Origin of the sequence: Leeuwenhoekiella sp. CH_XMU1409-2, assembly GCF_037029365.1 — a bacterium.
Lineage (GTDB): Bacteria > Bacteroidota > Bacteroidia > Flavobacteriales > Flavobacteriaceae > Leeuwenhoekiella > Leeuwenhoekiella blandensis.
Map to the genome: position 1 here is coordinate 136538 of NZ_JAYMEI010000004.1, position 26050 is coordinate 162587.

Here is a 26050-nt window from a genome sequence, read left to right on the forward strand (position 1 = left end):
GCATTCCAATAAAAAATTAAGCACTTTTTAAGTTTATGGCGCCTTTAAACCAGAAGCAAGAAATCAAAGTTTACAATTCACTAAGCGGAAGTAAAGAAACTTTTAAACCGCTTCTAGAAGGCAATGTTGGGATGTATGTCTGCGGCCCTACGGTTTATAGCAATGTGCATTTGGGCAACGTGCGCACATTCATGTCTTTTGATATGATTTTTAGATACCTCAAACATTTGGGCTATAAAGTGCGCTACGTGAGAAACATTACAGATGCCGGTCACTTAACCGATGATGCTGATGAAGGCGAAGACAAAATCGCTAAGAAAGCGCGTTTAGAGCAAATAGAACCCATGGAAGTGGTGCAGCAGTACACCATCGACTTTCATACGATTCTTCAAAAATTCAATTGCCTTCCTCCCAGCATCGAACCCACTGCAACGGGACACATCATTGAACAGATAGAAATCATCAAAGAGATCATTGATAATGGTTTTGCTTACGAGAAAAACGGATCGGTTTATTTTGATGTTTTAAAATTTAATGAAAGTCACGATTACGGAAAATTAAGCGGCCGTAATCTTGAAGATATGATCGCAAATACGCGCGAATTGACTGCGCAAAGCGAAAAGAAAAATGCTCAGGATTTTGCACTCTGGAAGAAGGCAGAACCGCAACACATCATGCGCTGGCCTTCTCCTTGGGGAGATGGTTTCCCCGGTTGGCATTTAGAGTGCACCGCGATGAGCACCAAATATTTAGGCGAACAATTTGACATTCACGGCGGCGGGATGGATTTAAAATTTCCGCATCACGAGTGTGAGATCGCTCAATCTGAAGCTTCAAATGGCAAGAATCCTGTGAATTACTGGTTACACGCCAATATGCTTACACTTAACGGTAAAAAAATGTCTAAAAGCGACGGGAACAACATCTTTCCCGCACAGATCTTTACCGGTGATAGTCCGTTTTTGACCAAAGGCTTCTCTCCTAGCGTTGCTCGATTCTTTGTTATGCAAGCGCATTACCGCAGCGTGTTAGACTTTAGCAATGACGCCTTACTTGCAAGTGAAAAAGGTTTCAATCGACTTATGGAAGCCGTAAATCTTCTAGAGGCGCTCCCCACATCAGAAAAAAGCAGCATAGATGTTGAAACCTGGAAGCAATCGTGCTACGATGCAATGAATGACGATTTCAATTCTCCAATTTTGATCGCGCAACTTTTTGAAGCTGCAAAATTCATTCATCAAATTAAGGACAGCAAAGCAACAATTACACAAACCGATCTTGAAGATTTCAAAACAACCATAAAAGCCTTCGTTTTTGATGTTTTAGGATTAGAGGATGTTAACGCAGCAGCCGAAGCCAATACCGATAAATTAAACGGAGCGATAGAATTATTGATTCAGCTTAGAAAAGAAGCGCGCGCAAACAAAGATTTTGCAACCAGCGATCAAATTAGAGATCAATTATTAGAACTTGGCATTCAACTTAAGGATGGTCGTGAAGGAACAACCTACACCCTATCTTAAAACTCTAGTTTGGTGAAAAGTTTAGCTAAAAAAGTACTCATTTTTCCCATTCGGTTATATCAAAGATTTTTATCTCCGCTTCTCCCTCCTGCCTGCCGGTATTCACCCACGTGCTCTCAATATAGCATAGAAGCCATTCAGCGTCACGGCGCACTAAAAGGCAGCTGGCTTGCCATAAAGCGTATTGCAAGCTGCAATCCCTGGGGAGGCTCAGGTTACGATCCCGTTCCACCGGCAGGTGATGAAAAGTCACATAAAATGCCTAAAAAAGATTAAATAGCTTTTAGGCTTTGTTATATTTACAGCATAAAATTTATAAAGCTTATGCTGCCTTTAAAAATGACCTGGAATCCTTCAACAGGTTTAGATCTTGGATTTTTCACAATTCATTACTACAGTTTAATGTTTGTCATCGCTTTTTCTTTGGGCTGGTACCTGATGAAAAAGGTCTATAAAAATGAAGGGGTTGAAGAAGAAAAACTTGACCCTTTATTCATTTATTCAGTATTAGCTATACTGATTGGCGCGCGTTTGGGCCACGTATTTTTCTATCAAACCGAATTGCTTTGGCAAGATCCACTCTCTGTCTTTCTTCCGTTTAGATTTGTACCGGAGATCGAGTACACCGGTTTTCAAGGTTTAGCCAGCCACGGTGCTGCGATAGGAATGATCGTAGCGATGTATCTCTATAACAAAAAAGTACTACATAAAAGCGTACTTTGGCTGCTTGACCGCGTGATTTTACCGGTAACACTAGGCGCTATTTTTGTGAGAATTGGGAATTTTTTCAACTCTGAAATGGTAGGTAAAATAACCGATTCGAATCTAGGAATTAAATTTGTTCAAGATCAATACAACAAGTATGAAGTGCAGCGTTTGACAGGAATTCCTAACGAACACAAAGCATATCAAGCGCTAACTGATGACCCTCAATTTGCAACTTATATTGCAGATATTCCCTACCGTTTCCCGGGGCAGTTGATGGAATCTTTTGGATACGTTTTTGTTTTCTTAATCCTTATGCTGGTTTACTGGAAAACCGGATTACGCAAAAAAGAAGGCTTCCTTTTTGGTCTTTTTCTAGTACTACTCTGGACCGTTCGCTTTATCGTAGAATATTTTAAACGTGCTCAAATTGAAAATCGCGAAGACTGGATCTTCGGCTTCAACACCGGCCAGATCTTAAGTATTCCATTTATAATTATAGGTATCGTTTTAATCTTTAGAGCGCTTCAGCAAAAAAACGCTCCACAATACTAATCAGCCATGCTTAAAAAAGCCTTTCTCCTACTTACTTTAGTTTTATCGCTCATTTCGTGTAAAAACAAAGAAGCTGAACCTAATGAAATTTCTCAGGAAGAAATCACCTTTACCCAAGACGGAAAACTTCAGATCATTAAAGAGAACCAAGAAAAAGTATTTTTAAATATTGAAGTAGCAGAAACGGAGTACGAGACCGAAACCGGCCTGATGTATCGGGAGTCGATGGCACAAAACAGAGCGATGCTTTTCATTTTTGACGATGAGCGCCCGCACAACTTCTACATGAAAAACACCTACATTCCACTCGACCTATTTTTCATTACTAAAGACAAAACCATAGCGACCATCATTGAAAATGCGAAGCCAATGGATGAAACTAGCCTTCCTTCTAAAGTGCCAGTAATGTATGTTTTAGAAACGAATGCAGGTATTGCCGAACTTTGGGATATCAAAGAAGGCGACAAGGTGGATTGGAAGCTAATGAGATAGCAAATATGACCTCTAGAATTCTCTTTTTATTTTTTGTATTATATAGCATTTCTACTACCGCCCAACGGGTAAAATATCATTTTGATATAGAGGGAAAAGAAATAAAAGAAAAGGAATTTGACAAACTTTGGCGTGATCGCGATTCGGCATATTCAAGGTGGGATTATGAAACTAAAGACAGCAGCCGTGTGGCGCGACTAATCCCGCAATACACACAAGGTGTTGTAAACCGTAATCAACTCAAAGAGTATTTAGAAAAAGTCACGCACAAGAAGTTTGATAAGAGCACAATTTTTTTCATCTGCTACACGTATGTTAATGATCTGTGCAGCCAATATTCAACAAACAACTATACTAAAAAGGTTATAAAACACTGGAAAAATTACACCGACAATAGCAAAGCTTTTATCGAAGAAAATTACCCAAACATAGTTATTCTAGAGTTCTTTGAATCAGGCATAACACTTGAGAACAATCCCAATGATAGTACAGAATACTACTATTCTGATAAAGAAGATTTTTTAAGAGAACTAATGTTTAGAACTCCTGCTTGGTGCGGTTCACAAGCCTTGATAAAACCCAACGGCGAGACTTTAGTTCATAATGGAGAATCATATATTCCCAGCAGAATACAATTAATAGAAGATAGAAATTGGAATTTATTTTTCCCTAAAGAATGAATTATCAAAGCATTCTAGATAGCATCCAAAAGGAAATAAGCTCATTCAAGAACACCGGAAAAGTGGCCACTTATATTCCGGAGCTTGGTAAGGTGGATGCTCATAAGTTTGGCTTACATCTTCAATGCGTAACTGGTGAACATTTCGCTTTAGGCGATGCAGAAGAGCGTTTTTCAATACAAAGCATCTCTAAGGTCATAAGCCTTTCATACGCTTTAAAATTAGCAGGAAACAGCATCTGGCAACGTGTTGATGTTGAACCCTCAGGAGACCCTTTCAACTCTTTAGTTCAACTGGAATACGAAAAAGGCATTCCCCGCAATCCATTTATCAATGCCGGGGCTTTGGTCATCACAGATATTCTTATGGGACACCTCAAAAAACCAAAAGAAGACTTTTTACACTACGTGCGTGACATCGCAAATGACCAAACAATAACTTACGACGAAAGCGTCGCAGCTTCAGAAATGAAGCATAAATTTCGTAATGCCTCTCTTGCCAACTTAATGAAAGACTTTGGCAATTTACAGCACAACGTTGATGATGTTCTGGATTTTTATTTTCATCAATGCGCCATCGCCATGAGCTGCAAACAGCTTTCAGAAGCCTTTACTATTTTTTTAAACTATCCTAAGGGAGACCATAGCAAACAAGCGCGCACGCTTGAACCCATTCTTGCAAAACGCATCAACGCCTTGATGCTTACCTGTGGTTTTTATGATGAATCTGGAGAGTTTGCATTCCGTGTAGGTCTTCCCGGCAAAAGTGGTGTAGGAGGAGGCATCGTAGCGCTACACCCCAAACAGTATTGTATCGCGGTTTGGAGCCCTCCTTTGAACGCAAAAGGCAATTCTGAATTAGGAATGAAAGTTCTCGAACTTTTTACATCCAGAACAGGTATTTCGGTTTTTTAGAAACTGTTAAAAAACAAAAAAGCTCGATTCAAATGAATCGAGCTTTTTTGTTTTGCGAACTTAATCAAGTTAAGCCACTGGCTCTTCTTCCTCTTTTTGTTTTTCTGGCTTTAATGCTTTCTTCTGTATTGTATCAAACATTACAGGAGTTGCAATAAAGATCGAAGAATAAGTACCCACGAGGACACCTACAATCAAGGCAAACATAAAGCCCATTATACTCGCACCACCAAAGATAAAAATAGCCAATAATACAATTAAAGTGGTCATAGACGTATTCAACGTACGACTAATGGTACTATTGATTGCCTGATTGATTATAAGTCCCATTTTACGGCTTGTGCCGTATTCTTTCATAAACTCTCTAATACGGTCAAAAACAACCACGGTATCGTTAAGCGAGTAACCAATAACCGTAAGAATTGCCGCGATGAATGACTGATCAATTTCCATATTGAATGGCATAAATTGATAGGTCAATGAGAAAATTCCTAAAACAATTAAAACATCATGGAATACTGCCGCAACAGCTCCTAATGAGAATTGCCATCTTCTGAATCGTAATAAAATGTATAAGAACACAACTACTAACGAACCTAAAACAGCCCAGAAAGAATCTTTCTTAATGTCATCTGCAATAGTTGGCCCTACTTTGTTATACTCTAAAATACCTACTTTATCTTCAGTTGAACCACCTTTTACAAACTGCGTGAAGGTAAGATCTGATGGAAGATAGCTTTGTAAAGCAGTAAATAATTTCTGCTGAATATCATCATCTACTTCTGAAGCTTCTTCATCAATACGATACTTTGTAGTAATCTTTAATTGATTTGCTTCACCGTACGTTTTTGCCTGAGCACTTTCGAGTTCAGCGATAAGTTTTTGCTCAACTTCTGTTGCATTTACAGGGTTTTCAAAACGCACCGTGTAATTACGACCTCCAACAAAATCAACACCTTGATCCAGACCGTTAGTGAATAAAGAGATCAAACTTACAACGATAAGAACACCACTAATTATATAAGCAATCTTACGTTTAGCAAGGAAATCTCTATTGAAGTTGGTAAATAGATTACGTGTTGCTCCTGTAGAGAACTGTAATGACTTACCATTCTTACCATAACCGTCAATGAAAAGACGTGTTACAAAAATTGCAGTGAACAACGAAGTACCAATACCTATCATTAAAGTAGTTGCAAAACCTTGAATAGGTCCTGTACCGAATAAGAATAAGATCAACGCCGTTAAGAAGGTTGTAATGTTAGCATCAAGAATTGAAGACAATGCGTTGCTGAAACCGTCCTTTATAGCATCTTTTTGAGACTTTCCTTTTGCGATCTCTTCTTTTATACGCTCAAAGATAAGTACGTTCGCATCTACCGACATACCAATCGTAAGCACAATACCTGCAATACCAGGTAAGGTTAGAACCGCTCCTAATCCTGCAAGAACACCGAAGATAAAAAGAATGTTTACCGCTAGTGCAACATCTGCAAAAAGACCTGCTTTACCATAGTAAAACACCATCCAAATAAGAACTAAGACTAAAGCAATTACAAATGACATTAAACCACTGTTGATTGCCTCTTGACCTAATGAAGGCCCAACTACGTCGTAAGAAATAATTTTAGCTGAAGCAGGAAGTTTACCCGCTTTGAGAACATTCGCTAAATCCTGTGCCTCTGTTACGGTGAAGCTTCCTGAGATTTCAGTGGCACCACCTTTGATTTCTGCTTTTGCTGAAGCTGCAGAATATACAGTACCGTCAAGCACAATAGCAATTGTATTTCCTTCGGTAGCAACTTCTCCGGTTAATTTAGCCCACTGACCAGGACCCTGACCTTCAAAATCAATACCTACAGAAGGCTGACCTGCTTGTGTATATTGTTGACGTGAATCTTGTACAACATCACCGTCCATTGCAGGAGATCCACTTCTATCTGATTGCAATGCGTAAAGCGGCACAACATCAGTTTCCCCTTCTGTAATCCCCCATCTGAATTTAGCAAAACGCAATCCTTGTGGACGTAATCTTGCAATTTCTGGCATTGCAAAATAACGGTTGATCGTTGCAGTATCTTTAACCTGAGCATAACCTACAACAGGTGCTTGCGCATATTGCTGGATGGCTGGATTGAAGCTAAACACTTCAAATAATGGGTTATTTGCCTGAGCCGGACTAATAGAATCTTCTTCACTAGCCAAAAGCTCTTCAATAGATTCATCTGTAGATTCTGATGAATCAACTTCAGCAACCGCTTCCTCTTCTTCTGCTGGAGCAACAAGCTCTTTAAGCTCAGCATTTACTTGCAATAAATAAGGTGCAACTTCAGAAGCGTAATGTGTTTTATAAAATTCTAACTGCGCTGTACTTTCTAATTGAAATTTTACACGCTCGATATCTGTTGCTCCGGGAAGCTCGATCAAGATACGTGATTGATTATCTAAACGCTGAATGTTAGGTTGCGTAACACCAAATTTATCGATACGATTACGCAATACTTCAAAAGCAGAATTGATAGACTCTTCTACTTCTTTTGCTAAAATAGGCTCCACTTCGTCATTTGTCATATTGAAGTTTACCTTCTCACCTAAAGTCGTATTCGCAAAAATATCTGGCGATGCTAATTTGTTATCTCCAGGGATCGCTTCAAAAGCATCAAAGAAATCTTCTAAAAAGCTATTTTGACTATCCTTTTGCGCTTCTGCCGCCTGATCTAAAGCCTGGTTAAAAGCAGGATCTGTACTGTCGTTACTCAAACCTCTTAAAATATCTGCAACAGAAATTTCAAGAATTGCATTCATACCTCCTTTAAGATCCAGACCTTTATTAAGCTCTTTCTCTTTTGCGTCATTATACGTAATTCCCAAAGCGATTGGATCATTACCTATAGAATCTAAATAACGACGCTCAACCTCACCTCTTCTGTCAACATAGTCCTCTACAGTAGTAGCAACTTGATCAGCCGCAAAAGCAGCAGCTTTTTCTTCAGTTTGATTAGTGAAATACGTAAACGAAAGCTGGTATAAACACACCAACCCAAATAAAATCGCAAATACTCTAATGAGTCCTTTATTTTGCATTACTCTTTAATATTTATTTAATTCTTCCCGAACCTTTTTCAGGCGATTTTGTAAAACGTGCAAATATAGGGTTTCAACCTAGAAATGCCAATAAATATCTTTTTGATTTCTTTAACCTTTTAAAGGATTAACAATCAATAGAATAACCCCTGAAAATTGAATTAATTTCATAGTTTTAACACTCTCAACCACACCAGATTAGACTACTTAAAAGAGGTTCATTTAAATCTATTTCCTTCAATTTTCATCCGTTCTGATGTACCAATGAGTCAAAACGATTAGAACACATACATCAATTAGCCCAATTTACCATAGGTTTTCAGCGGTCAAAAATCAGTTTTATGAGATTTGGATATTCTAGGCCTCCCTGATAAAAACTTCTTCAAAATCTCCTCCTATTTCAATCATTAAAACGACAAATCAAGCCATTCAAATAAAAACATCACATCAAAGATTTAAAAATCAAAAATTGAAAAAATTGTCAACTTTTTAATGTTGATAATTTTTCAAAATACTGTTTTTCAAGTACTTATATTATTTTACTGTAAACTTTTGAATATCACAGGTTTTATAATTTCGATATTTCTACTAACTTCACACAACCGAAGCAAACATTTAACCGCACTAAAGCCTAAAACACAATGTCTACACAAATCACCGACCCCATTGCTAAAACATACACCCAAGATGAAGCTTTTGAAGCCTCTTTAAAATACTTTAAAGGAGACGATCTGGCTGCTCGCGTTTGGGTAAACAAATATGCGCTTAAGGATTCTGACGGAAATATTTATGAGAAAACGCCAGATGATATGCACACACGCATCGCTAAAGAGATTGCGCGCATTGAGGCACGCTACCCCAATCCGATGCAAGAAGATGAAGTTTTTGATCTTATTAAAAACTTTAAATACATCGTTCCTCAAGGCAGCCCAATGGCAGGTATTGGAAATCCATATCAGGTAGGTTCACTTTCTAACTGTTTTGTAATTGGCAATGATGGTAGCTCTGACTCATACGGTGGGATTATGAAAATTGACCAAGAGCAAGTGCAATTGATGAAGCGTCGCGGTGGCGTAGGTCACGATTTATCACATATACGCCCCAAAGGTTCTGCTGTAAAAAATTCAGCCTTAACCTCAACAGGCTTGGTTCCATTTATGGAACGTTATTCAAACTCTACACGCGAAGTGGCCCAGGACGGAAGACGTGGAGCTTTGATGCTTTCGGTCTCGATAAATCATCCGGATGCTGAAGATTTTATAGACGCCAAAATGGAGCAGGGTAAAGTTACCGGCGCCAATGTTTCGGTACGTATTGACGACGGCTTTATGCAGGCGGTTAAAGATCACAAGCCTTATACGCAGAAATATCCTGTTTTCAGTCCAAACCCTATCAAACATAAAGAGATCGATGCTGAAAAACTCTGGAAGAAAATCGTTCACAATGCATGGCAATCTGCAGAACCCGGAATTTTATTCTGGGATACTATCGCTCGCGAATCTGTGCCCGACTGCTATGCTGATTTAGGCTATAAAACGGTCTCTACAAATCCTTGTGGTGAGATTCCACTTTGTCCTTATGACTCATGTCGCTTATTGGCTATCAATTTATTTTCTTATGTAGAAAACCCGTTTACACCAGAGGCTTCTTTCAATTTTGAATTGTTCAAAAAACATATTACCAAAGCCCAACGCATAATGGACGATATCATCGATCTGGAGTTAGAAAAAGTAGATGCGATCTTAGCCAAAATCGATGCAGATCCCGAGAATGACGAGGTGAAAAATGTAGAGCGTAATCTTTGGTTAAATATCAAAAAGAAGGCTGAAGAAGGACGCCGTACCGGAATAGGAATTACTGCAGAAGGAGACATGCTTGCTGCTCTTGGCATCAAATATGGTAGTGAAGCAGGAAATGAATTTTCAGTAGAAATACATAAAACAATTGCAGTTGAAGCCTATCGCGCTTCGGTTTATGCAGCAAAAGAACGTGGTGCGTTCCCAATTTTTGATTCAGAAAGAGAAAAGGACAACCCGTTCATTCAACGTATAAAAAATGCTGATGAGAAGTTATACTACGATATGCTGGAGTACGGCCGTCGCAACATCGCTTTGCTAACGATCGCACCTACGGGAACAACAAGTTTAATGACGCAGACTACATCAGGTATTGAACCTGTTTTCTTACCGGTTTATAAACGCCGAAGAAAAGTAAATCCTAACGATAAGGAAGCACGCGTAGATTTTGTTGACGAGGTAGGTGACTCTTGGGAAGAATACGTTGTTTTTCACCACCGCTTTAAAGAATGGATGCAGGTAAACGGTATTGCAACCGATAAAAACTACAGTCAGGAAGAGCTTGATGTCATCGTTGCCAAATCTCCATATTACCAAGCAACTTCAAATGATGTAGACTGGCTCAATAAAGTGCGCATGCAAGGCGCTGTTCAAAAATGGGTAGATCACAGCATAAGTGTTACCATAAACTTACCTAATGATGTAGATGAAGAACTTGTAGGGCAGCTCTATCTCGAAGCGTGGCAAGCAGGCTGCAAAGGTGTTACTGTCTATCGTGACGGCTCGCGCTCTGGCGTTTTGATCTCTAATGATGAAAAGAAAAATGAAGAGGAAGACAGCGAAACCTTAACCGCATTCCCAACAAAAAGACCACAAGTGCTTGAAGCAGATATTGTGCGCTTCCAAAACAATAAAGAAAAATGGATTGCTTTCATAGGCTTGATCGAAGGAAAACCTTACGAGATCTTCACAGGAATCGCAGATGATGAAGACGGAATTTTACTTCCGCGTTGGGTAGAAAAAGGGCTTATAATCAAAAACCGAAACGAAGACGGAAGCTCGCGTTATGACTTTCAGTATAAAAACAAAAGAGGTTATAAAACCACTATCGAAGGTCTGTCGCATAAATTTGATCCTGAATATTGGAATTATGCTAAACTCATTTCAACTACGTTACGCTATGGGATGCCTATTGAAAAAGCCGTTGAACTCACCAACAGTTTACAATTAGACAGCGCCTCGATCAATACGTGGAAAAACGGAGTTGCGCGCGCACTTAAACGCTATGTTGCCGATGGCACTATCGCCCGAAAGCAAAAATGCGACAACTGTAATTCATCAGAATTAATATATCAGGAAGGTTGTCTTACATGCCAAAGCTGTGGCTCTTCAAAATGCGGTTAATAGCTTAAGAATTCCCCAACAAAAAAGGCGCTCATTGAGCGCCTTTTTTTTATTTACTGAACGAACCGGAGATTAAAGCTCTAGCAATCCGTTTGTTTTCTTAACAGCTGCAGCACTTTCTTGAAGTTTTGCTTTTTCAGCATCAGAAAGATCTACAGGTACAATTTTTTCAATACCGTCTTTTCCTAAAATTACAGGAACACCGATACAAATATCATCAAGATCATATTCTCCTTCTAACAATGCTGAACAAGGGAACATTTTTTTCTGATCACAAGCAATTGCTTGTACTAATCCAGAAACAGCAGCTCCCGGAGCGTACCAAGCAGAAGTTCCTAATAATTTAGTAAGGGTTGCTCCTCCTACTTTAGTGTCTTCCATCACTTGCTCTAAGCGATCTTCAGCTAAAAATTCTGAAGCCAAAACACTATTGCGAGTAGCCAAACGCGTCAAAGGAATCATTCCCGTATCACTATGACCACCTATTACCATACCGTCTACATCAGAGATCGGGCATTCTAAAGCCTCTGCTAAACGATATTTAAAACGCGCACTATCTAGCGCACCACCCATACCTATAATTTTGTTTTTAGGAAGTCCGGTAGTTTTATGCACAAGATAAGTCATCGTATCCATTGGGTTACTTACCACGATAATGGTTACATCTGGAGAATGCTTGATCAGGTTTGAAGAAACATCCTTTACGATGCCGGCGTTGATCCCGATAAGTTCTTCACGAGTCATACCCGGCTTACGCGGAATACCACTAGTAATTACAGCAATATCACTTCCTGCTGTCTTAGAATAATCTCCGGTGGTTCCGGTGATTCGGGTATCAAATGCATTTAAAGAAGCAGTCTGCATCAAATCCATCGCCTTTCCTTCAGCAAAGCCTTCTTTGATATCAACAAGAATAACATCTGAGGCAAAATTTTTCATGGCTATATATTCGGCACAACTTGCACCTACAGCTCCTGCTCCTACTACGGTAACTTTCATGGGTATGTATTTAAATAAGTTATTAATTAAGTTTAAAATCAGATAAGCGTGCGTTATCGATTGCGGCTCTAAAATTACGACTTCATTTACTCATTTAAGACTCTAAAAGCCTAAAATTAGGTTATGATTTACATCCTAAGCTTTATACTTCCTTTTCTAAAACCTACTCAAAATATAAAGCCACTTAAAAGCAATAGACCTCTAAGTGGCTTTGGCAACCATTTGAAAAAATGGAAAAGTAGCTTATCTAAAACTGAATGCAATTCCTGCACTCAAATTACTGTATTCTTGCACAGTGTAATCTGCAAATATTTTAAAGAATGCCAAGTTTAAACGCGCTCCTAAAGATGCACGCACGCTAGAAGGATTATAAGAAAGCATTATAGGATCTGTAACCTCTCCCGGAGTTCCATTATCATACTCAAACTCATAAGTCCCTAGGACATTTATTTCTGATTTACCTCCGGTATATCCCAAACCTCCATAAAACGTCAAGAATTTAAAATCTAAAGAAGCCACACCTTGAACGGTATAGGAGTTCAACTTAAATTCAGCCGCTTGATTACGACCGTCAATATCAGATTCTGCCTGAATATCGTAATCTACATTCATATTGGTAAATGCACCCATAACTGCAATATTTAAAGGCAGCTTCTCTAAAGGACCAAAATATTGCATAAGATCATGCTTAAGACCTGCGCCAAAAAGCTTTCCTTTTACATTATCACTACCTACTTCAGGAACAAAGCGTACCATAACGTCTGTCCCTTTAATCACCCCTATACTGGCTTGAATTGCCGGAGCCGGAACTGCGTTAATTGGCAGATCGTCTTTTACCCCTTCTGGCATTGTAAAGGTCACATCACCTTCGCTTGTATCAAAGGTAACTTCAGCAGGCGTTCCGCTACCGGCTACTGTTGGTGTAATGTCTGATGTGGCAGTATAATCATTCTGAAAAGTCAATTCACTGAAAGCAAACAACTCCTTTTCTGAAGGAACAATCGCCCCATTAAAACCTATGGTTATATCAAAACCTAAGGATTTATGCGTTTTTGCTGTATGATACCAGCCTCCGGACATACTATAAACAAGACCTTCCATCGCGGGAGCGATGTAAGCCCCCATTAATGTTGTCGCATCTGCAGTACCTGCCTTTACGATCGCTTCAAAGCCATCGTCTTCTTGAGCAAAGAGATTTGCAGAGGCCAAAATTGAAATACAAAAAAGTAATGTTTTTTTCATTTAATAATTGATTTGGTTTCTTCAAAAATAACAAAACCCCTGAGAGTCACCGCCGTATATTCTTTGAAATTTTAACAAAAAAAAAGCCTGCTCCATTATGAACAGGCTTTTAAAACATTATTTAACCGATTATTCTTAAACGTCGATGTTTGCGTAAACGGCATTCTTCTCGATAAACTCACGTCGTGGCGGCACCTCATCCCCCATCAACATAGAGAAAATACGATCTGCCTCAGTGCCGTTATCAATAGTTACTTGACGCAGGGTTCTGAATTCAGGATTCATGGTAGTATCCCACAATTGCTCTGCATTCATCTCACCAAGACCTTTGTAACGCTGTACAGAAACACTTCCTCCCATTTGTGCATTATATTCATCACGCTCCTTCTCACTCCACGCATAACGCATCTTTTTACCTTTTTTAAGCAAGTAAAGTGGCGGTGTCGCGATATAAACGTGACCACCTTCAACAAGCTCCCGCATATAACGGAAAAAGAATGTCAAAATAAGTGTTGCAATGTGGCTACCATCAACATCGGCATCACACATAATCACGATTTTCTTATATCTTAATTTTGAGAGATTCAGTGCTTTACTATCCTCTTCGGTACCAATGGTCACACCTAGAGCCGTAAAGATATTTTTGATCTCTTCGTTTTCAAAAACCTTGTGCTGCATCGCTTTCTCTACATTCAGGATTTTTCCGCGTAGCGGAAGAATCGCCTGAAAGTTACGATCACGACCCATTTTTGCAGTTCCACCTGCAGAGTCACCCTCTACCAAAAATACTTCGCAAGCTTCAGGATCGGTCTCTGAGCAGTCGGCTAATTTCCCTGGCAAGCCACCTATACTCATCACCGTCTTACGCTGAACCATCTCACGTGCTTTCTTAGCCGCATGACGTGCCTGAGCAGCAAGAATTACTTTTTGCACAATGGTTTTGGCATCATCAGGATGTTCTTCCAGATAGATCTCTACCATTTCTGAAACTGCCTGAGAAACCGCTGAAGTCACTTCGCGGTTACCCAATTTGGTTTTGGTTTGTCCTTCAAACTGAGGCTCTGCAACCTTAACCGAAATAATAGCCGTAAGTCCTTCTCTAAAGTCGTCACCGGCAATTTCAAACTTCAACTTATCAAGCATTCCTGACGCGTCTGCATATTTCTTAAGCGAACTTGTAAGTCCTCTTCTAAAACCTGCTAAATGCGTACCTCCCTCGTGCGTGTTGATGTTGTTTACGTAAGAATGCAAATTTTCTGCGTAGCTATCATTATAGATCATCGCCACCTCAACAGGAATGTCGTTCTTTTCACCTTCCATAGAGATCACCTCTCCAATGATTGGCTGGCGGTTTCCGTCAAGAAAACGAACGAATTCTTTAAGTCCTTCTTCAGAATGAAAAGTTTCAGAAACAAAATCTCCCTTTTCATCTTTCTGACGCTTATCTGTCAAAGAAATTTTAATTCCCTTATTCAAGTATGCCAATTCACGCATACGACTTGCAAGCGTATCGTAATTGTACTCTGTTGTCGTTTGAAAGATAGATGGATCTGGTAAGAACGTCACCGCAGTACCGCGATCATCGGTATCGCCTATGCCCTTAACCGGGTACATCGCTTTACCTTTTTCATATTCTTGCTCCCAGATCTTGCCGTCGCGATAAACTGTAGCTTTTAAATGTGTTGAAAGTGCGTTTACACAACTCACCCCAACCCCGTGCAAACCACCGGATACTTTATAGGAGTCTTTATCAAATTTACCTCCCGCACCAATCTTAGTCATTACAACTTCAAGTGCAGAAACCCCTTCTTTTTTATGCAAGTCTACGGGAATACCACGCCCGTTATCTTTTACTGATATTGAGTTATTCTCATTAATGATCACTTTGATGCTGTCGCAGTGGCCCGCCATAGCTTCATCTATGGAGTTATCTACAACCTCATAAACTAAATGATGCAAACCGCGCACCCCTACATCTCCAATATACATCGAAGGACGCATACGCACGTGCTCCATCCCCTCAAGGGCCTGGATACTGTCTGCCGAATACTGCTTCTTATTGGCTTCTTCGCTCATAAATCTTTATTAAGTTAATCTTTTATCTAAAAAAGCGTCGCCTTTTTAGCCGCTCTAAGCACATTTCTTGAGCGTGCTGAGAGATAGTTAACAAATATAAAAAAAGGCTCCCCGATACCCTTGCAAATGGCAAGCCAAAGCGTTGAAGTTATCAACAAATTGTGAAAAAATTCAGGTTAAAATCGATGATTCTAAATGAAGTTGAGTTTTTCCCTCATAAACCATAAAAAAAAGGCGCTTCTCAAAATGAAAAGCACCTTTTAACTTACGTGGTTATGGCTGGCTAAGCGAGTCAGTCTTTTTATAAGCATCACTGTGTACGTTTGCCACAGCTCTACCTGATGGATCGTTCATATTTTTAAATGCTTCATCCCATTCTAAAGCGATTTTGGTACTACATGCTACAGAAGCTTCCTGTGGTACACTCAATGCAGCAGCATCACTTGGGAAATGCTCAGCAAAAATGCTTCTGTAATAGTATTCCTCCTTATTCGTTGGCGTTTGAATTGGGAATTTGTACTTAGCATTTGCCAATTGCTCATCGCTAATTTTTTCATTTACCAATTCTTTCAGCGTATCAATCCAGCTGTATCCTACACCGTCTGAAAACTGCTCTTTTTGTCTCCAGGCAACACTCTCTGGCAAATACGATTCAAAGGCTTTACGAAGTACCCATTTTTCCATACGCTCTCCGTTGATCATCTTGTCTTCTGGATTGATGCTCATCGCAACGTCCATAAACTCTTTATCTAAGAATGGAACGCGACCTTCGATCCCCCAAGCAGCTAATGATTTGTTTGCTCGCAAGCAATCGTACATATGCAGCTTGCTTAATTTACGCACTGTTTCTTCATGAAACTCCTGAGCGTTTGGTGCTTTGTGGAAATAAAGATATCCTCCAAAAACCTCATCTGCTCCTTCTCCTGAAAGTACCATTTTTACCCCCATTGACTTAATAACACGAGCCATCAAATACATAGGAGTTGAAGCTCTAATCGTGGTGATGTCGTAGGTTTCTAAGTTGTAAATAACATCTTTTATAGCATCCAAACCTTCCTGAATGGTAAATTTGATCTCGTGGTGCACCGTACCAATATGGTCCGCAACTTTCTGTGCTGCCGCTAAATCCGGCGAACCTTCAAGACCTACAGAAAAAGAGTGTAACCTTGGCCACCAAGCCCCGTCTGTATCTCCAGATTCAATTCGTTTTTCAGCATATTTTTTTGCTACCGCTGAAGTAATAGAAGAATCTAATCCTCCTGAAAGTAAAACACCATAAGGCACATCAGACATAAGCTGGCGATGAACTGCCGCTTCTAAAGCTTCTCTTAACTTTTCTATACTGGTCTCGTTCTCTTTAACCGCATCATACTCCATCCAATCGCGAGAATACCATCTTTTCAATTCACCATCAGAACTGTGTAAATAATGCCCCGGAGGAAACAATTCAATTTTTGTACAAGTTCCTTCAAGAGCTTTCAATTCTGAAGCTACATAGAAGGTTCCGTGCTCATCCCATCCCATATAAAGTGGAATAACACCCATATGATCACGAGCAACGAAATACTCATCTTTTTCTGCATCGTATAGAGAAAAGGCAAAAATTCCGTTTAGCTTGTCTACAAAACCAGGACCTTCTTCCTGATACAAAGCTAAGATCACTTCACAGTCTGACTGTGTTTTAAAATCGTATTGTCCTTTAAGTTGCTTACGCAGCTCTTGATGGTTATAGATCTCGCCATTGGCAGCAAGAATTAATTTTCCGTCAGGACTTAATAAAGGTTGTTTTCCTGAAGCAGGATCAACTATAGATAAACGCTCGTGCGCAAGAATGGCTTTTTCATCACTATAAACACCATTCCAATCTGGACCACGATGACGTATTTTTTTAGACATTTCTAAAAGCTGTGGTCTTAAAACCTCAGCAGATTGTTTCAATTCATAGGCACATACTATCCCACACATAATCGTATTGTTTTAATTTGATGGTTCAAAGATGTATATTACATTCTAATTCACAAACAAAAAACACCTATATGATTACATATTGAAACTTTAAAAGTTCATTTCAATACAAATTCAAACTATACAATGCCTATTTTATGCAGATCGATTTACAGGCGTAAACTTCAACCATTTTAGTAAAGTCTTAACAATTACAGTTTTTACCACATTGTACATTTGTATAAAATTTTGATACTCAACAATAAAATACATTTTATGAAGTCCCTTTTAGCAAGTAGTTTTTTAATTGCAGCTTTATTTTTTGGAAGCAGCGTAAATGCGCAAAAATTTAGTGAATTAGATAAAAGTCCGTTAGATATAGCAATGTATCGCGGGCAAGACAAAGCACCGCGTGTACGTGTAATTTATAGTCGTCCTCAGAAAAAAGGTCGTGATGTTTTTGCCAAGAAAGATGGTTTAGAAAAGTACGGTGATGTTTGGAGAACAGGCGCAAACGAATCTACCGAGATCAAGTTTTATAAAGACATGATGGTAGGAGACACAAAGGTTCCTGCAGGAACTTACACACTTTTCACGATTCCTAATGAAGATGAATGGACAGTAATTTTAAACAAAGACTTAGATACTTGGGGAGCTTACGGTTATAAAGAAGAACGCGACTTAGTGCGTTTTACGACTCCATCGCATAAAACCGCAGCACCTATCGAATCTTTCTCAATCTCTTTTCAACCTACAGAAAGCGGTTCTGATATGTTTTTAGGATGGGATGACACCTACATTCAAATACCTATCGAAGAAGTTGAAATGTAACAGTAGTTTTCACACAAAACAACAAAGGCTTCCAATTTGGAAGCCTTTGTTGTTTATTCAAGCGCTTGTTATTCAAATAACACGCTTAAGGTATATTCAAGTATTTATGTGTTTGAAGACTCACCTTCCATTTAGGATTTGCCATAACGTAGTCTACAATTAATGGCGTCATTTTTTCTCTCACACTCCATTCGGGCTGCAAAAACAGTTGACAGTTACCATTAACTTTTGCTGCGTGTTCTTCCGCGAATGCGAAATCACTTTTATTATATATGATCACCTTCAACTCGTGTGCTTCCTCATAAATACGCGGCTTAGGCAGCATACGCTTTTTAGGAGAAAGACAGATCCAATCCCAGTGACCGCTTAATTCATAAGCTCCCGAAGTCTCGATATGTACTTGCAAACCTTCTGCTTTCAACATTGAAGTCAGATGATTCATATCCCACATCAACGGCTCACCTCCTGTGATCACAATGGTCTTACTGTATTTTTTAGCATTAGCAACAATTGCTGCAGCCTCTGTAGGCGGATGAATCGCTGCATCCCAACTTTCTTTAACATCGCACCAATGGCAGCCCACATCACAACCACCCACACGAATAAAATATGCAGGGGTTCCTGTGTGATAACCTTCACCTTGAATGGTGTAAAACTCTTCCATTAACGGAAGTAACTCTCCCAGCTCTACCCGGGTCGCTGTCGCCTCTTTTGTCATAGGGCGCAAAGATACGCCGCATAAAAGTCGTTACCAAAGGCTTACAACCTTATTTTAAAAGCGCTTCTAAAGCCTGCAAAAAGTGTTAAAAATTAAATTTTACAAGTCGGTTTGATTTTGGCATTAATCCTTATTTTTAGTCCAAATTTCTACCCATGAGTCATACCGAAGCCTTTAAAGAACACATCATACAAGGAAACACGTGTAAAGGAGCATATATCACCGTTGGTGCTGCAATGCTCGATGGGACGACTATTACCGGCGCACACGTGAACCTTCCGCTAAAAACATTGAATCGCCACGGATTAATCGCCGGAGCTACAGGAACAGGTAAGACAAAGACACTTCAGGTTTTAGCCGAAAATCTTTCAGAAAAAGGCGTACCTGTCTTATTAATGGATATGAAAGGGGACCTGAGCGGGATTGCTAAGGCAAGCGAAGGGCATCCCAAAATCAATGAGCGTCACGCAAAAATAGGATTACCTTTTGAGGCCAAAGATTTCCCGGTAGAATTACTCACCTTGTCTGAGCAAGATGGGGTGCGACTGCGCGCCACGGTGAGTGAATTTGGTCCTGTTTTGTTCTCAAGAATTCTTGACGCTACCGATGCCCAGGCAGGTATCATTGCTATTCTTTTTAAGTATTGTGATGACAAAAGTTTACCGCTTCTTGATCTTAAAGATTTCAAGAAAGTCCTGCAATATGCAACAGACGAAGGTAAAGAGGAAATACAAGATTTATATGGAAGAATCTCCACTTCTTCCGCAGGAGCGATCTTGCGTAAAATCGTTCAACTGGAGCAACAAGGAGCTGATATCTTTTTTGGCGAAAAATCTTTTGACGTAGATGATCTGCTTCGGCTGGATGAAAGCGGAAGAGGCAAAATAAACATCATTCGCCTCACCGATATCCAAGATCGACCCAAGCTTTTTTCAACTTTTATGCTGAGCTTACTCGCTGAAATCTACAGTACCTTCCCAGAGCAAGGCGATAGCGACCAACCTGAACTGGTGATTTTTATTGATGAGGCCCACCTTATTTTTAAAGAAGCTTCAAAAGCGCTTCACAGCCAGATTGAAAGTATAGTAAAGCTCATACGTTCAAAAGGTGTTGGTTTGTATTTTGTAACGCAAAACCCTACCGATGTTCCTGATGGCGTTTTGAGTCAGTTAGGTTTAAAAATTCAGCATGCGCTTAGAGCTTTTACTGCAAAAGATCGAAAAGCGATAAAACTCACCGCAGAGAACTATCCCATTTCAGAATTTTACAATACCGCAGAAGTGCTTACGCAGTTAGGAACCGGTGAAGCGCTTGTTTCTGCTTTGGATGAAAAAGGGCGTCCTACTCCACTTGCAGCTACACTAATGCGCGCACCTATGTCTCGTATGGATATTCTGACTAAAGACGAACTCGAAGAGCTACATCGCAAATCTGTTCTTGCACCTAAATACAATGACGCGGTAGATCGTGAAAGCGCCTATGAACTGCTCAATGAAAAAATTAAAAAAGCCGAAAGCGAAGAAGCAAAAGAAAAGGCACAGCAAGAGCGTGCAACAGTAAAGCGAAACACCCGTACTTCTTCCCGAAGCAATTCAACAGAAAAAGCAATTATTAAAGTACTTACCAGCGCTACGGTTATTCGTGGAGTTTTAGGTATTTTAGGAAAGCTTATTAAATAGAGTAAGACCAATACAATTAAATTAAATAATCGAATAAACCAGATCCTAAATATGAAACGTATACTATTTGCTGCACTTATTGCCAGCGTTCTTTTTACCTCTTGTAATTCTGAAGATAAATTTGCAATCACCGCTACTCAAGTTGGCCCATTGACCAAAGACACTCAAGTAAATGAACTCAAAACCCTTTTTGAGAACGATAGTGTGGTTGATCAAAATTCTGGCTTGAGTGAAGAGCTTAATGTAAATGCCATTGAAATTTATGAAAAAGGCGGAACGCAGTTATTAAGTCTGATGCCTGTAAAAGAAGGAAATCCCAAAACAATCAAAACGGTTCAAATCTTTGATGCGCGTTACACCACTGAAGAAGGCATCAATTTAAACAGCACGTATAAAGACCTGACCGATGCGTATGAAATTTCACGCATAGAAACGCTTATAAGTAGTATTGTTATTTTTGTTGATGACATCAACGCGTATTTCACTATTGATCGCGACGAACTGCCTGGAGAATTACGTTTTAATATGGACACCAAAGTCACTAAAGCGGAAATTCCAAACGATGCGAAGATCAAGTATTTTATGATTGGGTGGTAATTCAATAATGCTATGGCTAAAAAAAACTATACCCTTCAAAAAAATCCGTTTGTGGTTCCTACAGATGATGGTAAATACATCGGGGAACATTTTGGCAAAGCCAGCGATGGCAATTCAGAACTTAGTATTGCTCATATGATTGCTCCTCCAAACTGGAGCGAACCTTTTCAAACGCCAGAATTTGATGAATATACATTTATCTTTTCCGGTCAAAAACAATTTATAATTGAAGACGAAAAGATCATTCTAAAAGCAGGGGAATCTATCAGAATTAATGCGGGTACTCGAGTACAATACAGCAATCCTTTTGATGAGCCCTGCACTTACATATCGGTTTGCAAGCCTGCTTTTGACTTCAACAAAGTGAATAGGGAAGCGCTCTAGCACCTCCTCAACACCTTGAAAGTCAAAATCAAAGGAAATCTAAAACTTATAAATAAGTATTAATTCTTAGCTAAAGCCTCGTTAATCTATATTATTGACTTAGACGATTCTAGTACTTTTAAAGTCTAACCAATATGTATAAAAATTATGATTAAGATTTTAGCTATAATAATGGTCGTTGGAGGTGCAATCTCACTTGTTGTGGGTATTATGGGTGTTTTTGGAAGCATGAGCACAGGCGTTAGCCCTTGGGCGCTTGCCATTCTTGGAGGTATTTTCTTTTTATCTGGAATCTCACTCTTGAAATACCGAAAAGATACAGACGTGATCGACGCCGAAAACAAACATTAGAAATTAGATAACACGTATATTTAACCCTCCCAAAAAGAGGGTTTTTTTATGAATACATTTTTGAAAAAAGCGCTTCCAAAAGCCATCGGAAGCTCTATAAACGTTCTAGCAATTTTCTCCCCGAAGACCGCGGCAAAACAGGCCTTCAAGGTCTTTAGTAAACCCCGTCGCGGGAAGATAGGACCTCATCACGAAGAATTTCTAAACCCAAATTTAGAGCCTAAAATAAGCGTTGAAGAACACCACATTCAACCTTATAAATGGCCAGGGACCGGTAAAACCATTTTACTGGTACACGGCTGGGAAAGCCACAGTCACCGCTGGAAAGAAATGATTATCAGACTTCAGCAAGAGAATTACAACATCATAGCCTTTGATGCTCCGGCCCACGGGTATAGTAGTGGCAAATATTTTTATGTACCGCTTTACCATCAAGCTTTAAATAAAATTTTAGAGACTTATCAGCCCGATTATCTCGTAGGACATTCTGTTGGAGGGATGACCGTACTTTACAATCAATCACAAAAAGAAAGCTTCAGAACAAAAAAACTTGTGATCCTCGGCGCGCCAGACACGCTAGAAAGTATTCTTAGTGATTATCAAAAGATCTTAGGGCTCAGCAACAGAGCTCTCGCAGCATTAGACCGCTATTTTCAAGACACCTTTAACTTTAAAACAGTTGAATTTTCTTCTTCGGCTTTTGCCCGAAAAATAAAAGTTCCTACACTGATCATTCACGATAAAGAAGACACCATCACTCCGTTTTCAGGATCACAAGCCATACACGAAGCGCTTGAAGAATCTGAATTTGTAGAGACCGAAGGCCTTAACCACTCGCTTTATGATATTCAGGTAAATGAGAAAATCGTTAAGTTTTTAGACCAATAAGTCTTATCTTAAATTACAACAAACTACTATGTCCGAAAATAAATTAACGCGCATAAATAAATTCTTGAGTGAAGTAGGCTACTGCTCCCGACGCGAAGCTGATAAACTTATTGATGCCGGTAGAATTACCGTAAACGGAAACATCCCAGAAATGGGTACCAAAGTTAGCAGCGAGGATGAAATTAGAGTCGACGGAAAGATTGTAGGCGAACAAAAAGATCCGCCGGTTTACCTTATTTTTCATAAGCCCGTAGGCATTGTTTGTACTACAGACACACGAGTAGAAAAGGATAACATTATTGACTATATCAATTATCCTACCCGTATTTTCCCGATAGGAAGATTAGACAAAGCCAGTGAAGGATTGATTTTTTTGACCAACGATGGTGATATTGTAAACAAAATACTCAGAGCTCGTAATAATCACGACAAAGAATACATTGTAGATGTAGACAAACCCATCGATGCATCTTTTGTAAAGCGGATGTCTGACGGAATTCCGATTTTAGACACCATAACCCGAAAATGTGAAGTAGAACAGCTTGGGAAAAAGCGTTTTAAAATTATCTTGACACAAGGTCTTAATAGACAAATACGCCGTATGTGCGAATACCTAGACTACAATGTAACCCGCTTAAAACGCGTGCGTATTATGAATATTAATCTGGATATTCCCGTTGGCAAATACAGAGCCTTTACTACAGCCGAACTGAAAGAACTCAACAGCCTTCTAGAAGGAAGCTCAAAGACTTTTGAACCAGAAAGCCAAACAGGTAACAAACCAGAAATTAGACCATCAGGACCTCGACGCAGGCGCCGCAATTAAAGCCTTAGTCCATCCACGAGGAGTAACACACAAAATAGACAAATCTTTAAACCTGTGTTAATAGCGCCGCATAAGTGTTGAAATCGTCTTACATTTAAGTTAAGATCAAGAAAATAATACTTATGGCAGCCCAAATTCCTTCAGTTAAAAACGAAGAGCAGTACGAAGCTTTACGAGATAAAGGCTACAGTAAAGAGAAATCAGCCCGAATCGCAAACACTCCAGATTCTGGTGAAAAAGGTGGTAAAGCCGAAAAGTACGAAGAGCGAACCAAAGAAGAGCTCTATCAACAAGCTCAGAAAGTAGGTATTGATGGTAGATCTAAAATGTCTAAGAAAGAATTGATCAAAGCCCTACGTAATAATTAAGCAACCTAATACGCTATTCAATTTATGCCAGCTCCTTTTCACTTAGCAATCCCTGTAGATGATGTCGCCAAAGCCCGTGAATTCTATCGAGACGTCTTAGAATTACAAGAAGGTCGCAGCGATACGCATTGGGTAGATTTTGACTTTTTTGGGCACCAACTCGTCATTCACTACAAACCTAAAGAGGAAAAAGAAAGTACGCATCATAATGCAGTAGACGGCAAAGCGGTGCCCGTACCACACTTTGGCGTTGTCCTCGAGTGGAACGATTTTGAAGCCTTTGCTGATAAATTGAAACATAAGAATATTCAATTTGTCATTGAACCCTATATACGCTTTGAAGGGCTTCCGGGAGAACAAGCCACAATGTTTTTTTATGATCCTTGCGGTAACGCTCTAGAATTTAAAAGCTTCAAAGACCTTTCTCAATTATTTGCTAAATAATGAATAAACTCAAGCCAGAACTCGTACGTCAACTTTTTTTAATCATACTCATTCTCTTTCTATTCATCTTGATTATAGAAGAAATGACACCTTATTTATCTGGAGTTTTAGGCGCAATAACCTTGTATGTACTCCTGCGCAGGTTCTATAATTATTTAGTTGACAAACGTAAATGGAAAGAAGGCATTGCTGCAGGAGTTGCAATGCTCGCTTCTTTTTTAGTAATACTCGTTCCTATAGGACTTACGGTGATGATGCTTACCAATAAAATAGGTAAAGCGGTTAAGAACTCTGAACGGGTTGTTGAAGTTGTAAAGCAGCAAGTAGGTGTTTGGGAAGCTGATCTTGGTTTTAAAGTGAGTGAATCTATCGACACCAACGCTATCACAAGCTGGGTTTCTACCAATCTTCAAAATTTTGCAGGAGGAACGTTCAATGTGTTTATTGCTATAGGTATCATGTATTTTATTTTATACTATATGCTCGTCAACAACGATAAACTGCACCAATCACTTTACGCATTCATCCCCTTAAATAAAGAAAATATTGCGCGCATAGGTCACGAGAGTGTCGCAATGGTAAAAAGTAATGCGCTAGGAATACCCCTTGTTGCTCTTGCTCAGGGAATCGTAGCATTAATAGGCTTTTTCATTTTTGGTGTTCCCGATCCCTTTTTCTGGTTTGTTATTACTGCTATTGGAAGCATGATTCCCTTTATAGGAACTTTATTAGGTATTGTGCCGGTCACAATCCTAATGATCGCCAGCGGGAACAATTTACAGGCTGTGGGTATTGCAATTTACGGCCTCGTAGTTGTAGGTTCTACCGATAATTTGATACGCCTTTACGTGCTAGAACGCTTAGCTAATGTGCATCCGCTGGTAACTCTGATCGGTGTTATCGTCGGTGTACCATTGTTTGGGTTTATAGGCTTAATTTTTGGGCCACTTCTTATAAGTTTATTCTTGCTGGTTGTAAAGATCTACAAACACGAGTACGGCGATCCTGAACCTGAAATCATCAACCAAATCATTCCTGATGTTTCAGAAGATCAAGAAAACTAAATTTCCTCCTGAAAACAAACCCGTACTCATATGGGACGGCACTTGCGGGTTTTGCAAATATTGGGTCACACGTTGGAAACTCAAAACCAAAGATGCTATTGCTTATAAAACCTATCAAGAGGCGCACAAAGCATTTCCTGATATTCCATTAAAAGAATTTAAAAAAGCCAGCAGATTAATTGAGCCTGACGGAAGCGTCTACAGCGGTCCTGACTCGGCCTATCGCTGTTATACATATAGTGATTCTTTAAAAATCAATATGCACAAATGGTACATCAACAGCCGAAGTTTTCAATACTTAAGCGATAAGGGGTATAACTTTATTGCAAAAAATCGCCCATTCATGTTTAAGATTACCAAACTGCTTTTGGGCTCAGACCCGACGCACTTTAAACCCTATTGGCTCTATTACATTCTTACAATTATTTTACTTGTTTTTATCATTTTTCAATAAATTGCCACTTAAGATTACCAGCTGCTTAAAAT

General features: G+C 39.4%; 24 protein-coding genes. 18 read left to right on the forward strand and 6 right to left on the reverse strand.

Going from position 1 to position 26050, the window contains the following annotated elements:
• Positions 1–35 precede the first annotated feature (35 nt).
• From cysS to WA338_RS05795, 6 genes are read left to right on the forward strand one after another with little or no spacing between them, the layout of a single operon-like run.
• Entirely contained in the window at positions 36–1523 is a 1488-nt protein-coding gene (cysS, locus tag WA338_RS05770) for a cysteine--tRNA ligase (protein WP_272984624.1), read from the forward strand.
• A gap of 12 nt (positions 1524–1535) precedes the next feature.
• Complete coding sequence (gene yidD / locus WA338_RS05775) at positions 1536–1799, forward strand: membrane protein insertion efficiency factor YidD (protein ID WP_272984623.1); 264 nt, start codon at positions 1536–1538, stop codon at positions 1797–1799.
• Positions 1800–1847: 48 nt separating this feature from the next.
• Positions 1848–2783: a prolipoprotein diacylglyceryl transferase gene (gene lgt / locus WA338_RS05780; protein ID WP_336092614.1), complete on the forward strand. Its 936-nt coding sequence runs from the start codon at positions 1848–1850 to the stop codon at positions 2781–2783.
• 6 nt (positions 2784–2789) lie between these two features.
• Positions 2790–3275 carry a DUF192 domain-containing protein gene (locus tag WA338_RS05785; RefSeq protein ID WP_272984621.1) on the forward strand — a complete coding sequence of 162 codons (486 nt, stop codon included), beginning with the start codon at positions 2790–2792 and terminating at the stop codon, positions 3273–3275.
• Positions 3227–3955 (forward strand): hypothetical protein, encoded by a 729-nt coding sequence (locus WA338_RS05790; RefSeq protein WP_154648903.1) that lies wholly within the window; start codon positions 3227–3229, stop codon positions 3953–3955. The genes WA338_RS05785 and WA338_RS05790 overlap by 49 nt, the downstream gene beginning before the upstream one ends.
• Positions 3952–4869: a glutaminase gene (locus WA338_RS05795; protein ID WP_009779241.1), complete on the forward strand. Its 918-nt coding sequence runs from the start codon at positions 3952–3954 to the stop codon at positions 4867–4869. The genes WA338_RS05790 and WA338_RS05795 overlap by 4 nt, the downstream gene beginning before the upstream one ends.
• Before the next feature lie 69 nt (positions 4870–4938).
• Here the strand turns inward: WA338_RS05795 and secDF are convergent, their stop codons facing one another.
• Positions 4939–7953, reverse strand: a complete 3015-nt coding sequence (gene secDF / locus WA338_RS05800) for a protein translocase subunit SecDF (protein ID WP_272984620.1) — start codon at positions 7951–7953, stop codon at positions 4939–4941.
• Between the two features lie 641 nt (positions 7954–8594).
• On the opposite strand from secDF, the gene WA338_RS05805 reads away from it, so the two are divergent.
• Positions 8595–11153: an adenosylcobalamin-dependent ribonucleoside-diphosphate reductase gene (locus WA338_RS05805; protein WP_272984619.1), complete on the forward strand. Its 2559-nt coding sequence runs from the start codon at positions 8595–8597 to the stop codon at positions 11151–11153.
• Positions 11154–11225: 72 nt separating this feature from the next.
• Here the strand turns inward: WA338_RS05805 and WA338_RS05810 are convergent, their stop codons facing one another.
• The 4 genes from WA338_RS05810 to asnB all read right to left on the reverse strand — a co-directional run bounded on the left by WA338_RS05810 (position 11226) and on the right by asnB (position 17435).
• A complete protein-coding gene (locus tag WA338_RS05810) occupies positions 11226–12152 on the reverse strand; it encodes a malate dehydrogenase (protein ID WP_009779238.1) in 927 nt (308 codons plus the stop codon).
• Positions 12153–12395: 243 nt separating this feature from the next.
• Positions 12396–13394, reverse strand: a complete 999-nt coding sequence (locus WA338_RS05815; RefSeq protein ID WP_009779237.1) for a DUF6588 family protein — start codon at positions 13392–13394, stop codon at positions 12396–12398.
• Positions 13395–13529: 135 nt separating this feature from the next.
• Positions 13530–15470 carry a DNA topoisomerase (ATP-hydrolyzing) subunit B gene (gene gyrB, locus WA338_RS05820; RefSeq protein ID WP_009779236.1) on the reverse strand — a complete coding sequence of 647 codons (1941 nt, stop codon included), beginning with the start codon at positions 15468–15470 and terminating at the stop codon, positions 13530–13532.
• A gap of 273 nt (positions 15471–15743) precedes the next feature.
• Positions 15744–17435, reverse strand: a complete 1692-nt coding sequence (gene asnB / locus WA338_RS05825) for an asparagine synthase B (protein ID WP_009779235.1) — start codon at positions 17433–17435, stop codon at positions 15744–15746.
• A gap of 255 nt (positions 17436–17690) precedes the next feature.
• Between asnB and WA338_RS05830 the strand changes: the two genes are divergently transcribed.
• Entirely contained in the window at positions 17691–18245 is a 555-nt protein-coding gene (locus WA338_RS05830) for a DUF2911 domain-containing protein (RefSeq protein ID WP_009779234.1), read from the forward strand.
• A gap of 85 nt (positions 18246–18330) precedes the next feature.
• Here the strand turns inward: WA338_RS05830 and WA338_RS05835 are convergent, their stop codons facing one another.
• The gene (locus WA338_RS05835; RefSeq protein ID WP_040532573.1) at positions 18331–18963 is read right to left on the reverse strand and encodes a 7-carboxy-7-deazaguanine synthase QueE; all 633 of its coding nucleotides are present in this window, start codon (positions 18961–18963) and stop codon (positions 18331–18333) included.
• Between the two features lie 155 nt (positions 18964–19118).
• On the opposite strand from WA338_RS05835, the gene WA338_RS05840 reads away from it, so the two are divergent.
• From WA338_RS05840 to WA338_RS05885, 10 genes are all read left to right on the forward strand, one after another.
• Positions 19119–20642, forward strand: coding sequence for a helicase HerA-like domain-containing protein (locus WA338_RS05840; RefSeq protein WP_009779232.1), 1524 nt, complete (start codon positions 19119–19121; stop codon positions 20640–20642).
• A gap of 51 nt (positions 20643–20693) precedes the next feature.
• Positions 20694–21239, forward strand: coding sequence for a hypothetical protein (locus tag WA338_RS05845; RefSeq protein ID WP_009779231.1), 546 nt, complete (start codon positions 20694–20696; stop codon positions 21237–21239).
• 12 nt (positions 21240–21251) lie between these two features.
• The gene (locus tag WA338_RS05850; RefSeq protein ID WP_009779230.1) at positions 21252–21623 is read left to right on the forward strand and encodes a cupin domain-containing protein; all 372 of its coding nucleotides are present in this window, start codon (positions 21252–21254) and stop codon (positions 21621–21623) included.
• Between the two features lie 147 nt (positions 21624–21770).
• Positions 21771–21974 (forward strand): hypothetical protein, encoded by a 204-nt coding sequence (locus WA338_RS05855; protein ID WP_009779229.1) that lies wholly within the window; start codon positions 21771–21773, stop codon positions 21972–21974.
• Between the two features lie 48 nt (positions 21975–22022).
• Entirely contained in the window at positions 22023–22862 is an 840-nt protein-coding gene (locus WA338_RS05860) for an alpha/beta hydrolase (protein ID WP_009779228.1), read from the forward strand.
• A gap of 28 nt (positions 22863–22890) precedes the next feature.
• Positions 22891–23688 carry a pseudouridine synthase gene (locus WA338_RS05865; RefSeq protein WP_009779227.1) on the forward strand — a complete coding sequence of 266 codons (798 nt, stop codon included), beginning with the start codon at positions 22891–22893 and terminating at the stop codon, positions 23686–23688.
• Between the two features lie 122 nt (positions 23689–23810).
• Positions 23811–24056, forward strand: coding sequence for a DUF7218 family protein (locus WA338_RS05870; RefSeq protein ID WP_009779226.1), 246 nt, complete (start codon positions 23811–23813; stop codon positions 24054–24056).
• A gap of 24 nt (positions 24057–24080) precedes the next feature.
• Positions 24081–24500, forward strand: a complete 420-nt coding sequence (locus WA338_RS05875) for a VOC family protein (protein ID WP_009779225.1) — start codon at positions 24081–24083, stop codon at positions 24498–24500.
• Positions 24500–25564, forward strand: coding sequence for an AI-2E family transporter (locus WA338_RS05880; RefSeq protein ID WP_009779224.1), 1065 nt, complete (start codon positions 24500–24502; stop codon positions 25562–25564). Before WA338_RS05875 ends, WA338_RS05880 begins: the two co-directional genes overlap by 1 nt.
• The gene (locus WA338_RS05885) at positions 25539–26018 is read left to right on the forward strand and encodes a thiol-disulfide oxidoreductase DCC family protein (protein ID WP_009779223.1); all 480 of its coding nucleotides are present in this window, start codon (positions 25539–25541) and stop codon (positions 26016–26018) included. Before WA338_RS05880 ends, WA338_RS05885 begins: the two co-directional genes overlap by 26 nt.
• Positions 26019–26050: the final 32 nt, after the last annotated feature.

Coding starts and splice junctions, on each gene's coding strand:
- WA338_RS05875 (WP_009779225.1), top strand. CDS start 24,081: ATGCCAGCTCCTTTTCACTTAGCAATCCCTGTAGATGATGTCGCCAAA.
- WA338_RS05870 (WP_009779226.1), top strand. CDS start 23,811: ATGGCAGCCCAAATTCCTTCAGTTAAAAACGAAGAGCAGTACGAAGCT.
- WA338_RS05855 (WP_009779229.1), top strand. CDS start 21,771: ATGATTAAGATTTTAGCTATAATAATGGTCGTTGGAGGTGCAATCTCA.
- WA338_RS05885 (WP_009779223.1), top strand. CDS start 25,539: ATGTTTCAGAAGATCAAGAAAACTAAATTTCCTCCTGAAAACAAACCC.
- WA338_RS05815 (WP_009779237.1), bottom strand. CDS start 13,394: ATGAAAAAAACATTACTTTTTTGTATTTCAATTTTGGCCTCTGCAAAT.
- WA338_RS05880 (WP_009779224.1), top strand. CDS start 24,500: ATGAATAAACTCAAGCCAGAACTCGTACGTCAACTTTTTTTAATCATA.
- asnB (WP_009779235.1), bottom strand. CDS start 17,435: ATGTGTGGGATAGTATGTGCCTATGAATTGAAACAATCTGCTGAGGTT.
- WA338_RS05810 (WP_009779238.1), bottom strand. CDS start 12,152: ATGAAAGTTACCGTAGTAGGAGCAGGAGCTGTAGGTGCAAGTTGTGCC.
- WA338_RS05805 (WP_272984619.1), top strand. CDS start 8,595: ATGTCTACACAAATCACCGACCCCATTGCTAAAACATACACCCAAGAT.
- lgt (WP_336092614.1), top strand. CDS start 1,848: ATGCTGCCTTTAAAAATGACCTGGAATCCTTCAACAGGTTTAGATCTT.
- WA338_RS05830 (WP_009779234.1), top strand. CDS start 17,691: ATGAAGTCCCTTTTAGCAAGTAGTTTTTTAATTGCAGCTTTATTTTTT.
- WA338_RS05795 (WP_009779241.1), top strand. CDS start 3,952: ATGAATTATCAAAGCATTCTAGATAGCATCCAAAAGGAAATAAGCTCA.
- WA338_RS05840 (WP_009779232.1), top strand. CDS start 19,119: ATGAGTCATACCGAAGCCTTTAAAGAACACATCATACAAGGAAACACG.
- secDF (WP_272984620.1), bottom strand. CDS start 7,953: ATGCAAAATAAAGGACTCATTAGAGTATTTGCGATTTTATTTGGGTTG.
- WA338_RS05850 (WP_009779230.1), top strand. CDS start 21,252: ATGGCTAAAAAAAACTATACCCTTCAAAAAAATCCGTTTGTGGTTCCT.
- WA338_RS05845 (WP_009779231.1), top strand. CDS start 20,694: ATGAAACGTATACTATTTGCTGCACTTATTGCCAGCGTTCTTTTTACC.
- cysS (WP_272984624.1), top strand. CDS start 36: ATGGCGCCTTTAAACCAGAAGCAAGAAATCAAAGTTTACAATTCACTA.
- gyrB (WP_009779236.1), bottom strand. CDS start 15,470: ATGAGCGAAGAAGCCAATAAGAAGCAGTATTCGGCAGACAGTATCCAG.
- WA338_RS05860 (WP_009779228.1), top strand. CDS start 22,023: ATGAATACATTTTTGAAAAAAGCGCTTCCAAAAGCCATCGGAAGCTCT.
- WA338_RS05865 (WP_009779227.1), top strand. CDS start 22,891: ATGTCCGAAAATAAATTAACGCGCATAAATAAATTCTTGAGTGAAGTA.
- WA338_RS05785 (WP_272984621.1), top strand. CDS start 2,790: ATGCTTAAAAAAGCCTTTCTCCTACTTACTTTAGTTTTATCGCTCATT.
- WA338_RS05835 (WP_040532573.1), bottom strand. CDS start 18,963: ATGACAAAAGAGGCGACAGCGACCCGGGTAGAGCTGGGAGAGTTACTT.